Origin of the sequence: Salinimicrobium aquimaris, assembly GCF_035607535.1 — a bacterium.
Classification (GTDB): Bacteria; Bacteroidota; Bacteroidia; order Flavobacteriales; family Flavobacteriaceae; genus Salinimicrobium.
Genome location: NZ_JAYDZX010000010.1, coordinates 150,426 through 164,065 on the forward strand (window position 1 = coordinate 150,426; position 13,640 = coordinate 164,065).

7 protein-coding genes are annotated in these 13,640 nt (G+C 40.0%); 5 read left to right on the forward strand and 2 right to left on the reverse strand.

Features of this window, described 5'->3' with window-relative positions; translation table 11 throughout:
• Positions 1–45 precede the first annotated feature (45 nt).
• On the reverse strand, positions 46–2,463 hold the full coding sequence (locus tag VR862_RS10580; protein WP_324720939.1) for a PQQ-binding-like beta-propeller repeat protein: 2,418 nt from the start codon (positions 2,461–2,463) through the stop codon (positions 46–48).
• A gap of 25 nt (positions 2,464–2,488) precedes the next feature.
• Complete coding sequence (gene rnhB / locus VR862_RS10585) at positions 2,489–3,088, reverse strand: ribonuclease HII (protein ID WP_324720940.1); 600 nt, start codon at positions 3,086–3,088, stop codon at positions 2,489–2,491.
• A gap of 337 nt (positions 3,089–3,425) precedes the next feature.
• On the opposite strand from rnhB, the gene VR862_RS10590 reads away from it, so the two are divergent.
• The 5 genes from VR862_RS10590 (at position 3,426) to VR862_RS10610 (ending at position 12,448) form a co-directional block, all read left to right on the forward strand.
• Positions 3,426–6,668 carry a SusC/RagA family TonB-linked outer membrane protein gene (locus VR862_RS10590; protein ID WP_324720941.1) on the forward strand — a complete coding sequence of 1,081 codons (3,243 nt, stop codon included), beginning with the start codon at positions 3,426–3,428 and terminating at the stop codon, positions 6,666–6,668.
• Positions 6,669–6,682: 14 nt separating this feature from the next.
• A complete protein-coding gene (locus VR862_RS10595; protein ID WP_324720942.1) occupies positions 6,683–8,206 on the forward strand; it encodes a RagB/SusD family nutrient uptake outer membrane protein in 1,524 nt (507 codons plus the stop codon).
• A 31-nt stretch (positions 8,207–8,237) separates the two neighbouring features.
• Positions 8,238–8,966, forward strand: a complete 729-nt coding sequence (locus VR862_RS10600; protein ID WP_324720943.1) for a flagellar hook assembly protein FlgD — start codon at positions 8,238–8,240, stop codon at positions 8,964–8,966.
• A 128-nt stretch (positions 8,967–9,094) separates the two neighbouring features.
• A complete protein-coding gene (locus VR862_RS10605; protein WP_324720944.1) occupies positions 9,095–10,393 on the forward strand; it encodes an aryl-sulfate sulfotransferase in 1,299 nt (432 codons plus the stop codon).
• Positions 10,394–10,492: 99 nt separating this feature from the next.
• A complete protein-coding gene (locus VR862_RS10610) occupies positions 10,493–12,448 on the forward strand; it encodes a putative porin (protein ID WP_324720945.1) in 1,956 nt (651 codons plus the stop codon).
• The last annotated feature ends 1,192 nt before the right edge of the window (positions 12,449–13,640 follow it).

The window sequence follows — 13,640 nt, forward strand, 5'->3', positions numbered from 1 at the left end:
TTCTGAAATCTTTCTGTCTACTCTCCACCGACCACTGCTCACTTATCACTGAAGTTCATAAACAAGGACTTCATCCTTCTCACCTTTTACAACCAGTTCCAGGGCTGGGTCTTTATCGGTATTTGCCAGATCAATCCCCGAAGTTCCATAAACTGGAAAGCCCGGCAAAAGAGCAGCGTTACTATCGAACAGATACACCTTATTGGCCTGGAGGTCGGTTAAGCTTACGTAGATCTTGTTGTTGAGATAAAAGATCTGGGGTTCTGTATACAATCCAAAATCCAGGGTGGCAGAGTTTCCTTTGATCTTCAACTCATTGTCTGATAGTGTGACCAGAGTTTTTTCTGTTGCAACAATGCGGTGGTTGTCCGCCAATCCCAGGTCGTTACGGGAAATTTTCCCTCGTTCGGTGACATTTATAATTTGACCTGAATTGTTTGAGGAAATAAAGTTGCCTTGGTATTCGTACCATTTATTTTGGGTTAGGTCGAGATTTTCCTTTACGGCCACCCTTGTTTTTCCGGTGCGGCTCAGGATATTCAGTTTTCCTGATTCTTCCGGAATCACAATATAATCTTTGCTTCCAATTCTAATGTGCTTCGGGGGGTGTGTGATTTTTGATGAAGTCTTTGAAAAAGTAAAGCCTTTTACACTTCTTCCCTTCCGGTCATACATAAAAACTTCATTTCCCTGGGTAATTACGAATCGATAATCTTTTTTTCCGCCGTAATCAAAAACAGATAGCGGCTGTGTAATATCATCCCTAAACTTTAAAGGGAAAGGATTCACGGGATTCCCATCTCTGTCAATGATGTGGAGTTTATTCTGAGTAGCAAAGGCGAGTTGATATCTTCCATTTCTTAAAATATCCACTGTCTGTACATCTCCTAAAATGCGGGAATCGAGCCTCTTTTTCCAATAGATCTTTCCTTCAGGAGATATTAGGTAAAGGGTATTGTCGATATCCTGCACAGCAATATCCATCCCTTTAGTACGATGGTTCCTGAAAAATACCGGTTTGGATGAAAGAGCCGCACCTAATTTAACCCCTGAAGCCTGGGTAGTTGTTCCTTTAGTTTGAACAATAGTATTTTTTGTAAGCACGCTGTGTATATGAGCAAAATTATCCTGGTAGATTACCTGTATTGCAGTTAAAGGATAATCTGTAAAATCCAGATCATTCTCCACTTTTCCAGCCTGATTATTTCTTACCATTAAAAGCGATGCTTCTGAACTGAGATTTTCAGAAGATGTTTTATATGCTTCAGTATTTGCCAGAACGAGATCATTTTGGACTGAAGTGATCATTTCTTTCAAGGATTCGGAACTTTCGGCGAACAGAACATAACCCTTTAAAAATGTGAAAAAATGAAGATCTTTTGGGTTGAGTAGCGGCTCCAGGAGCTGTTGGAAAGCATTTGGATGGGGGTGACTATAGATGTCATTTCCGCGGAATTCTTCAACTACTTCAGGTTCAAAGTTCATTGATTGTTTAGCACTCCCGGGATCCAAGACCTCAATGGCAAGAACTTCCCCTTCAGAAAGGCTGATAACTCCGGCTTCATTTGAATTTCTAAAGACTTCAGCTGCAGACAGCTCAAGACTGTCAGGAGTATTTCTCTTCAAAAAAGCCAGGTTCGTCTCTAATTTTTTAAAATCCTTAAAGGTGATTGATGTGAAGCTGTCAGCATTCACCGGTGTAATGCCTGCAAGTGAATTTTGAGCCGCCCCCACGTCCTTATAGACATTTACAAGCCTGGGCAGGCTGTCTGTGGCTACTGTAATACCGTTTAGAAGTATCTTCTCTTGTGTGATATCTGTATCCAAAACTGTCCAATTGCTAAAAGCAGGAAACTGCGGAGGTAAAATTTCTTTCAGAAAGGAAGGAATTCTGTTGTGATTTATTAAAACAGAAGTTTTCTTTCTAGAGGCAGCCTTGAAAGCTGTATTTAGGTCATTATCATTTACTGTTTCTCCGCTAAGGATCTTTTCAAGAATTGGTCTGGAATTACTTAAAATGTTGATGCTATCTATTCTTGTCGAAAAGGCCTTTTTTTCTTCCAGAATATACCTTTTGATATTTCCGTTAGCTGTCTTTATCGACTCTACTTGCTTATTGGAAATAGAATCTAAATTTCCAGGAAGGAGAGTGTTTCTGGTTATAAAAGTAAAATCCAGGGAATCAGCTTCCTTTGCGTTTAGCACAAGTAAGGCCTCTTTGTTATGCGGGAAATAATCAAGAATAGACAACTGTTCTTTCAGTTTTCTGAAACTTTTGTTTTCTGAATTGGATTTTATAAACTCATTATTCCTTAGATTACTGAAGAAAAGATCGGGATTTTGCATCTGAATGATCACTCCGGCATTTACAGGTAAAAAATCGGTCAATTCCCCTGTCTTTCCCGGGTCATCACTACATGAAATCAAACAAACAGTAAGAAAAAGGAGAAAAATTTTTTTCATGTAAAGATTTTGTTCTTTTCAAGGATTAGAATGACAGCTCTAGTTGCTCCGGTAAAAGTTTAAAGCTCCTGCGGTGGTACTTGGTTACTCCGTACTTTTTGATCGCCTCTCGATGTTCCACAGTAGGGTAGCCTTTATTTTGTTTCCAGTTGTACATAGGATACTCTTCATGGATCCTCATCATAAATTCATCTCTGTAGGTCTTTGCCAGGATAGAGGCCGCGGCAATAGTGAGGTATTTCCCATCTCCTTTGATGATACATTCGTGAGGCACCCCTTTAAAGTTTTTAAACCTGTTCCCGTCCACAATTATAAATTCGGGTATGGGATCAAGTTCATCTATGCATTTATGCATCGCGAGAATAGAAGCATTCAGGATGTTGATCTCGTCGATCTCCTCCATATATATGTGTTGCACGGAGTAACAAACAGCTTTTTCTTCTATTACTTTTCTTAGACTGGCTCTGGAGACCGAATTTATCTTTTTGGAATCGTTGATAAGTTTATTGCGAAACTTTTTCGGCAGAATAACTGCAGCGGCAGTGACGGGTCCTGCTAGACATCCTCTTCCAGCTTCGTCGGTACCGCACTCTAAAGGTGATTTCGAAAAACTTCTTACTAGCATAGTGTTAAAAACCTCATAAATAGCAGATTATGTCGGACGGTAATTTTTAGGGGTGAATGCAAAAGTAGAAAATAAGTTAATGCTTGAAAAAATTAACCTCGGGAAATGCGATGTGTGAAATAAAACACTTTAATACTTTCTGTTTAATTCTTGATGAAAAAAGACATAATAGGTAGTTCTGACAGGTTTTGAATCTAAAAAATATCAACAGGCTTAATAACTTCAAATAGAATCAAGAAACTTCTTAAAGAATTAACAGACAAGTTTCTTTCGTTAGCTTGTTTTATTAAGAAATTATTATCATTTTTGGCCTTGGCTAATTCAAATAATTCATAAAATGAAAAGAAAATTAAGTGGAATTCTAACACTATTACTGGTGTTAGTCGTGCAAATTGCCTTTGCACAAGAAACGAAAACAGTTACCGGGACGGTGGTTGACGATCAAGGTCTTCCTCTTCCAGGGGTAAATGTTTTGCTTAAAGGTACCTCGACAGGTACACAAACAGATTTTGGTGGTAACTATACTATTACTGCCAGTCCACAAGACGTTCTTGTTTTCTCCTATGTTGGCTTTCAAACAACCGACAGATTAGTAGGAGCTCAAGATGTTATTAATGTAACCCTAAAAACTGATGCTGCCGAATTGGAAGAGGTGGTTGTTGTAGGGTATGGTACAGCTACCAGGCAGTCATTTGCCGGTACAGCTACCACCATTGATGCTGAGAATCTTGAAGTGAAGTCATACTCTAACGTTTCTCAGGCTCTTGCTGGGGAGGTTGCTGGTGTGAACGTAATAAATACTTCGGGACAACCGGGTACAGCTTCTACTATACGTATTAGAGGTTTTGGTTCTGTTAACGGAAACAGGGAGCCACTTTATGTTGTAGATGGCGTGCCTTATTCTGGAAGTATCAACGCCATTAACCCTGCCGATATTAAGACTACTACTATTCTTAAAGATGCAACTGCAACTGCGATCTACGGTTCCAGGGGTGCTAACGGGGTTATCTTGATCACTACAAAAAGAGGTAGTGCTTATGGTGAGGACTTCATCGAAGTTGACGTTAAGACAGGGGTTAACTCTCAAATGATCCCACGTTATGACGTGATCACTTCTCCAGAGGCTTATATTCCACTAGTTTGGGAAGGTCTTTATAATAGAGGTGTGATTGAGAATCGTGCAGATCCTATTGCTTATGCAAACACTAATCTTTTTTCAGACAACGTAGTGCCTGCAGGATACAACATGTGGAATGCTACTGCTGCCGAGTTGATCGATCCTGAGACAAGAATGGTTCGGGACGGAGTTACTCGAATTTACGATCCGGAAAGATATGAGGATCTTGCTTTCGATTCTGCAATTAGAACTGAAGCCAACGTGCGTTTTGGTGGGGGAGATGAAAAAACCTCTTACTATACCTCTTTTGGTTACCTTAATGATGATGGATACTCAATCAATACTGGGTATGATAGGTATACAACCCGTTTAAATGTTTCTTCTCAGGTGAAGGAGTGGATCGAAGTGGGTGCGAACATTGGTTACGCATATTCCGAATCATTGCAGAACGGACAGATAGTTGGATCTGAGAACGTGTTTGAATTTGCAGACAAAATGGCTCCTATTTTCCCTGTATTTCTTAGAGATGACGAAGGAAATCTGGTTCCTGATCCGGTCTTTGGTGGATTCCAGTATGACTATGGTGGGGCTTCAGGCTTCCGTGCGCGTCCTAACGCAAACAATTTGAATCCCATTGGTTCTGCTTACTATGATTTTGACGGAACAAACAGGCATGAATTGAATGGTAACTTCTCTTTTGATATTACTATTACAGAAGAGCTGACTTTTGAGTCGACTTACGGAGCTCAATACTATACCTGGAGAAATAAGAATTTCACCAATCCATTCTATGGTGGTGGTACTGCTACAGGAGGTGATCTTTTCGAATGGGAGCGTGAGGTACTTGTTCAAAACTTCCTTCAATTGTTGAGGTACAAGAACGATTTTGGAGATCACTCTCTTGAAGTTCTTGCTGCTCATGAAAGCAATGAATTTGAAAGGTCTGAGTCGACTGTATGGAAAGGATTGGCAGTTAGCCCCTTCATCTATGAACTTAATAATTTTGTAGAGAACCTTCAGCCGCCAACAGGCTTTACCGAAGGACGTGCCTTGGAATCCATATTTGGGCAGATCAACTATGACTACCTTGATAAATATTTCCTTACTGGATCTGTGCGTCGTGACGGTTCTTCTAGATTCGTAAATGACAAGTGGGGTACATTTGGATCTGTAGGTGGTGCATGGGTAGTGTCTAATGAAGATTTTCTTAGCAACAATGAATTGGCTACCTTCTTGAAGCTTAAAGCTTCCTACGGTATTACCGGAGATGAAGGGGATTTTGCAGGTGATGCAGATTTCTACAGAGGCTATGATACTTTTAACCTCGGTCTTTTGGCAGGTGGAATTTCTATTTCTCCTAGAGACAATGGTAACCCTGATCTTACCTGGGAAACTTCAAGGATGTTCCAGACTGGGGTTGAATTCAGCTTAGGTACTTTCCTTGATGGTTCTATTGACTACTACGTAAAGAATACCGACAACCTTATCTTTGATAGAAGGGTAGGTCCGTCTCAGGGAATTGCTATTATCACAGTTAACGATGGTGAGCTTCGCAACACAGGTTTGGAATTCAATCTTACCGGTCATATCTTTAATACTCCAGACTTTAAACTGAACGTTAATGTGAACGGAGAGATTCTGGATAATGAGATCGTTACTATGCCTTTAGAACCATCAACAGGTGAACCTAGAATTCTGGATACTTCCAATGCTCCATTTGCTTATTCGAAAGGTAGGTCTATTTTTGATTTCTACACTAGAGAATGGGCAGGAGTGGATCCTGCAACAGGTGCTCCGCTGTGGTATCAATATTTTGACGATATCAATGACAACGGAATCTTTGATACAGGAGATACTGCAATTGGAGAAATGACACCATATCTTACAGATAACCCTGAGGCTAATGTTGAAAGAAGAGTAACTTCTACTTATGCAAGTGCTACGAACAAATATGTAGGTAAATCTGCTATTCCAGATGTGCGTGGTGGTATTAGAATTGGTGGTTCATGGAAAAACCTTAACTTCTCTACTCAATGGATATATAGTTTAGGTGGTTACGCAATAGATTACCAGTATGGGGAACTTATGAGCGACCGTTTTGGTGCAGCTGGAAATAACTTCCATACTGATATATTTGACAGATGGCAAAGACCTGGAGACATCACTAACGTACCTCGTTTAGCTGATGGATTCGACCAGACTGCAACTTCAGGATCTACGAGATTCCTAACCAGTACAGATTACCTTTCATTGAACAATGCACTTGTTGGGTATACTGTATCTGAAAACGTTCTTGGTAATACCGGACTTGATTATGTAAATATATTTGTTTCCGGAGATAACCTGTTTGTAAAAACAGCGAGAGATGGTTTCCTGCCGAATACGAGTGAAACAGGAAACTCCGGACGTCGACTTTATGCCCCGCTAACCACCATTACCGCAGGTGTAAGAGTTAAATTTTAATACAAAAAAATAATATGAAAAATCTTTTAAAATTAACAGGTGCTGCAGCCCTACTTTTTCTGGGAACAAGCTGTAGTGAAGAGTTTCTTGAAAAGGAGCCGACCGAATTTTTAACGACCGATCAAATTGCGGAGGCAGCTGAGCTAAATCCAGCGGTTGTTCGTGGAACTTTGACAGGGATCTACTCCCTTATGATTGAGACAGGTACTGGTGGTACAACTAACCATGATGATTTTGGGCAAAAGGGTTACGATATTTACGGAGATATGCTTTCCGGGGATATGGCTCTTTCTGTAAGTACTTATGGATGGTATCGTGCTGATATCACTGAATTTGTTGCGCCAACAGATTTTACCAGGCAGCGTAACTATATGGTTTGGAGATACTACTACAGGATTATAAGATCTACCAACACTGTAATTGATGCACTTGGTGGAAATGATGCAGTTCCTGAGTTGGAAGAAAACAAGTATATTATGGGGCAGGCTAAAGCTATAAGGGCTCATTCGTACTTTTACCTGACTCAATATTTTACTGAAGACTATGATCCTGCTGCAGAGATTCTTCCTATTTATGATGATCTTCAGGATCAAAATGGTCCTAAAGTGGCTACTTCTGAGATCTTTAATTTGATCGAAAGTGACCTTAATGATGCTATTACCTTACTTGATGGTTTCAATCGTACAGGTAAAAATGAGGTGAATAAATATGTTGCTCAAGGTATCCTTGCTTACGTGAAGGGTTATAAACAGGAGTGGCAGGCAGTTTATGATCTTACTCAGAGTGTGATCACAGAGGGAGGCTTCCAGATTATGACAGCTGAGGAAGTTGTAAGAATGCGCCATGATGGTCCTGATACTACTCCTTATGGTGGTGGCTTTAACGATCTGAGTACTCCGGGTTGGATGTGGGGTATCGATCTTACTACAGATACTGGTTTAGGACTTGTTTCTTGGTGGGGTCAGGTTGATTACTTTAGCTACAGCTACGCTGCGGTTGGAGATTCTAAGGCAATTGATTCTGGTCTTTATGACCAAATTCCTGCTGATGACGTAAGAAAGAATCAATTCAGGGTGGCTCCCGGTACTTCAACTCACCTTATGCCAATCAATAAGTTCTTTGCTCCTGAAAGAGTTCCATTTGGTCAAAACCCAATGGTTACCGATTATGTATTCATGAGGGTTGCTGAAATGTATTTGCTTCACGCAGAAGCTGCTGCTCAACTCGGAAGATATGATGAAGCTAGAGATGCCTTGGACGAATTGTTGAGCAAGCGTTTGGCTGATTCTTCATCTTACCTTGCTGGTATTTCTGATGAAGGTCTGCTTGATGAGATCTATCTTCAGACTCGTATTGAGCTTTGGGGAGAAGGAAAAAGTTACCTGGCTCTTAAGAGGTTTAGAGAAACTGTTGTAAGAGGAGATAACCACCTTTCCTTTGTAGGTGTGCCAATTCCTTACAACGATGACAGATTGACCTTTGAAATTCCTGAATCTGAAATTCAGAATAACCCATTCATTGATAGTCAAAACGATTAACGTCGTCTAACAACCAAAATTTGTGATAACTATGAAGAAATATCTTTTATTATTAGTAGCGACGTTTAGCATGTCCATGTTTGTAGGATGTGATTTCGACGAAGATCTGGAACCACTTAGCTATGCGACCTTTGAAAGAGGGCCGCTTAGTGTAGGTGTTGATATTGACGGGAGCAGAACCTATGATGTGACTGTTTTTACTGGTAACGTGGTTGGTTCTGATAGAACTATAGATGTTACAGTGGATGCAAGTTCAACTCTTGATGCTGCTGCATACTCTGTACCTGCAACTGTAACTATTCCTGCAAATTCAAACGAAGGAACACTTACTATTGATGTTTCCGATGTGAACATTGGTGCTACAGGAGAGACTCTTGTGCTAAACCTTGTACCTACTTCAGAACTTTCTGTAGGAAGTGGAATTACACTTAATGTAAGAACTGTTTGTCCTGAAGGGACTACAGAAGTTATGCTATCTTTCATCTTTGACGGATATGCAAGTGAAACTACCTGGGAGATTACAGACGCCGATGGTACTGTAGTTTACGAAGGAGGAGGTTTTGCCGACGGTGATGAAACTTTCATGATGCCGGTATGTCTATCTTCAGGAGATTATACTTTCACTATATATGATGTTTATGGTGATGGTCTCTCTTATCCTGAAGCAGGTTCTGTAACACTTTCTGCAAATGGAACAGAGCTTGGTAGTATTGAAGGAGACTTTGGATTTGACGATTCATTCGATTTCACTATTAACTAAGTCCAGATAAATAATTGTAATAAAGCTGCCCTAAAGGGCAGCTTTTTTTTTGTGTATTTTCCCTTAATTCCATCTTTGGAATTTGGTTAACTTGCCATTTTGAAAAATTTCAAGTAAAACATTAAATCATGCGTCAATTTCTTTTGCCTTTTTTACTTTTATTAATTTTTTCTTCCTGTACTCAGAATGATGTTATAGAGGAAGTACCTCCAAAGAATGAAGTGCCGGTTCAAAAGAAGTTGGCGGGCAGGATAATTATCCATGACTTGGAAAAGACAGAGGATGCCTATGTGCTGGTAAATGACGCGATCAATAACAGGGTTTACATAATTGAAAAGAATGAATCAGAGATCTTATACGAGTGGAAATTACCTTCAGGAATTGGAAATGATGCTGTGCTTATGGAGGATGGCAATCTTCTGGTAGCTTTAACAGATCCTGAACCAGCATACAATTTTGGGGGTTACGGTGGAAGAATAGCTATAGTTAAACCTAATGGTGACCTAATTTGGAATTATACCTATTCCGATGAAAAAAATCTCGCCCATCATGACATCGAAATGTTACCAAATGGCAATATTTTATTCATTGTTTGGGAGAAAAAAGATTCGAACGAAATCAGGCGAAGTGGTTATACCGGTGAGGAGGAAGTGATTTATACAGAAAAAATTTTAGAAGTAAATCCTGCGAACAATGAAATTGTTTGGGAGTGGGATGTATGGGATCATCTTGTGCAGGAGGAGGAACCTTTGCTTGCTAATTATGGTTCTGTTGCAGGATCACCAGCAAAGGTAAATGTAAATTATGTTGACCACCTTAAGGAGGGGCTTTACAATGGTGACATCTTCCATGCTAATGGATTGGAATATGATAAAGAAAATGATCTAATATTTCTCAGCGTGAATTATTTCAGTGAAGTATGGATTATTGACCATAGTACTACCACTGAAGAAGCAAAGGGAAGTACTGGTGGAGATTATGGGAAGGGAGGAGATCTTGTTTATAGAATCGGAAACCCTGCAGCATATGATAATTCTGAAGGAGAGAGGATGTTTTATCATAATCACCACCCTAATTTAGTTCCCGGAAAAAACAATTTGCTTGTATTTTCCAACGGCATTCCGTCTGTTGATGCTCATTCTATAGTATATGAACTTGAGCTTCCGGAAGTGTATGAACTAAGAAGCTCCACCAATAATGAACTTAACGTTGCCTGGAGTTTTGCTCATGAAGACTTCTTTTCAGCTAAAGTTTCCGGAGCACGTAGATTACCCAACGGGAATACTTTGATCACTGAAGGAAGTGCTGGATATTGGGAAGTGACAAATACTGGTGAGGTTGTTTGGAGGTTTGAAGGAGATGGTTTTTTCTGGAGAGGATATCATTATGCTAAAAACGACAGTGCATTAGGACCGTTGGGATTGTAAACGGGTTCTCGAGAGCTCATGTTTACAATAAATCTCTTTTCAAGGCTGAGCTAAAACTTATTCTATCATTTGTCATATTTTTGTGGCAGTACTAGTTCTATGGGGAAAAATAAAATTCTATTAGTTTTTTCACTTCTGTTCTGTGTGCATGTAAATGCACAGGAGAGAAAATTAAACCGCGGGAATGCGGAAGTTCAGGACAGAGATGCATTTGAACAACCTGATGCCCGGCAATCAAAAGAATCATCTGTCGAAAAAGCGCCTATTTCTCTCTACAAGATCGTTTCCGCGGAAAATGATACTACCATTGTAGACACTTCACTACACATTTACAAGGATTATAAATTCAATTACCTTAGGAAAGATAACTTTGGACTGCTACCTTTTTCCAACGTTGGACGATCTTACAATCGCCTTACCTATGATTTTCTACGAGAACGGGAAATAATGCCTCAATTTGGAGCTCGGGCGAGACACTATAACTTCATGGAGGTAGAGGATATCTTCTACTATAATGTGCCAACCCCCTTCACAGAATTATTTTTTAAAACGGTATTTGAACAAGGGCAGGCTGTCGATGCGCTTTTTACAGTGAACACCAGTCCAAATTTAAATTTGTCTATTGGGTACAAAGGTTTGCGTTCCCTGGGAAGATATAAACATCTTCTAACCAGCACCGGGAATTTTCGGGCTACTGTCAGTTATAATTCCCCAAATGAACGATATAGCCTGAAAACCCATTTTGTTTCTCAGGATCTGCTCAATGAAGAGAATGGTGGATTAACACCCGCATCCCTGGAGCAATACCTGGCTAAAAATCCCGAATTTGAAGATAGGTCACGTCTTGATGTTAATTTTGAAGATGCCCAGTCTACGCTTTTTGGAAAGAGATTCTATCTTGATCATTCCTATGCCCTCTATAAAAAAAGCGATTCATTAGTCGAAAGAGATCTTACTATAGGGTATACCATTAACCACACCTATAAGAAATATCAGTACCAGCAATCTAGTGCTAACGACCTTTTCGGTCCTTCATTTGAGCAGGTTGGAATAAAGGATGAAACGCGCCTCACCTCGACCTCCAATGAAGTTTATGTTGGTTTTACGGCCGGGAATCTTGCAAAAGTAGTGGCCAAGGGAAAGTTCACCCGGTACGATTACGGTTATAACACGGTGCTGGATCTTCAGGAGGGTTTTATAACTAACCGTCTTCAGGGGGATATCGTCTCTGCCGGAGGGGAATATACTGGCACTCTCGCCGGATTTCAATTTCAAGCGGACGGAATGATAAATCTCACCGGTGAGTTTTCAGGGTATGATCTTGGTGCCAGGCTATCTTATGCCTCTTCACCGAATTTTGTCGTTGCTGCTACAGCTAATTTGAATGATCGAGCACCTAATTATAATTTTCTTCTCTATCAAAGTGACTATATAAACTATAACTGGCAAACATCATTTTCAAATGTGAGCAGGCAATCTCTTGGCTTTGATCTGTGGGCTCCAAAGTTCTTAAATGCCAATTTCGAATTCACTACCATCAATGATATGGTCTACTTTGGACTTGATGAGAATGACATGGTGCAGCCCTTTCAACATGCCGGGCAGGTGACCTTTTTTAAAGTTAAAGCTCAAAGAGAACTTACGTACGGACTTTTTGCTCTAAACAATACCGTGTTATATCAAAATGTATTGGATGGCACCCAGGTTCTAAATGTACCCGATCTCATTACCAGGAACACATTTTATTATCGGGATCACTGGTTCCGCAGGGCACTTTATCTGGAAACCGGATTTACCCTGAACTATTTTACCAGCTATGCAATGAATGGCTATGATCCTGTTTTAGCTGAATTTTACGTTCAAAATGAACAGGAATTTGACGGATTTCCGACTGTTGATTTTTTCTTCAATGGGAAGATACGACAGGCGAGGATCTTTTTTAAGCTTGAGCATTTGAATGAGTTGATCCAGGGCAACAACAATTTTTCTGCACCTCTTTATCCCTACCGGGACTTCGGCGTGAGATTTGGCCTGGTTTGGAATATGTTTATGTGATACTTTTTTGGGCGTTCCCCCGCCTCAGCCTTTTTCCCATTTCAGGTCTTGTTGTTAGCTCTTCCATAATTGGGAATGTCCGCCGAAGCTTTAGCTGGCTGGGGTCGCGTATTCTGCTATAGTTTTAAAGCGCCTTATGTGTCAGCGCTTTAAAAACTACCGCTTCACCCGCTAACGCAGTTTGTAATTTCCGGTTCAAGATTTAGAATTCAATGTTGAAATTTCAGAGTTAAGAACAAAAGACAAGTGTGTCCTTGTCCACCCTGTCAGCGGCTATCAGCCCTGACAGCGGTTTAAAGTTGCGAATCCAGAGCAAGAATAAAAGAGCAAGTCCTTGTCGTCGTCCACCCTGTCAGCGGTTAAAGCAACACTTCTAACTTTAACTTCTACCTTCGTAATTCTACCTTCGTAATTCTACCTTCAAAAATGTCATTTTGAGCACCTTATCTACAGGGGATTTAAAAATGTCAAAAAAAGCTTAATTTATTTTTTCAGAAAACTTGCGGAAGTGAAAATCGGTTGTATATTTGCAGCCGCTTTGAGAGAGAGTAAGGGCAGGGGTGAAGAATTAGCTGAGCCTTTGTACAGCAAGACTTCAAAGCAAATAAGTTCTCTGAAATATTTTTGAATTTTAGCTTGGATTGTAAAGGAAATTGATTTTATCTTTGCATCCGCTTTCAGAAACAGCTTTTGGTTGTGAAGAGAGGTAAAAAAGTTCTTGAAAAAAGTTTTGAAGTTAGGTTGAAAGGGTTGTAAGTTTGCATCCGCTTTTGAGACAAAACAATTTCCGGAGCCTCTGAAAAAAATAATTTTTTTTCTTGCGGGGGGTTGAAAAAAGGTTGTACATTTGCAGCCGCTTTGAGAGAGCAAAAGTTCAAAAATTTTACTGATTAGAAATCCCGGGCGGGGCACAGGTAGAAAAGGTTCAACTCCTTTTATTTCAACAAGACGATCCTTCCAATAATACGGAATGATCCTCTCCTTTCCAAGGGGAGGTGCCGAAGGCGGAGGGGTTTGAGTTCATTGACATATTGAATTGACAGCGCGTATGTTGTTTTCATTAACAACAAATGCAAAATAAGAATTAAGACTAGAAAACGTCTTTGAGCTTTTTGACTGGAAACAGTTAAGAAAGGAATTCCTTTAGTAGTTGTAAAATTATTTAAGATTTAACGATGAAGAGTTTGATCCT

Bases quoted from the DNA above. Each gene is read 5' to 3' on its own strand.
- VR862_RS10590 (WP_324720941.1), top strand. From the start codon at position 3,426: ATGAAAAGAAAATTAAGTGGAATTCTAACACTATTACTGGTGTTAGTC.
- VR862_RS10605 (WP_324720944.1), top strand. From the start codon at position 9,095: ATGCGTCAATTTCTTTTGCCTTTTTTACTTTTATTAATTTTTTCTTCC.
- VR862_RS10595 (WP_324720942.1), top strand. From the start codon at position 6,683: ATGAAAAATCTTTTAAAATTAACAGGTGCTGCAGCCCTACTTTTTCTG.
- rnhB (WP_324720940.1), bottom strand. From the start codon at position 3,088: ATGCTAGTAAGAAGTTTTTCGAAATCACCTTTAGAGTGCGGTACCGAC.
- VR862_RS10580 (WP_324720939.1), bottom strand. From the start codon at position 2,463: ATGAAAAAAATTTTTCTCCTTTTTCTTACTGTTTGTTTGATTTCATGT.
- VR862_RS10610 (WP_324720945.1), top strand. From the start codon at position 10,493: ATGGGGAAAAATAAAATTCTATTAGTTTTTTCACTTCTGTTCTGTGTG.
- VR862_RS10600 (WP_324720943.1), top strand. From the start codon at position 8,238: ATGAAGAAATATCTTTTATTATTAGTAGCGACGTTTAGCATGTCCATG.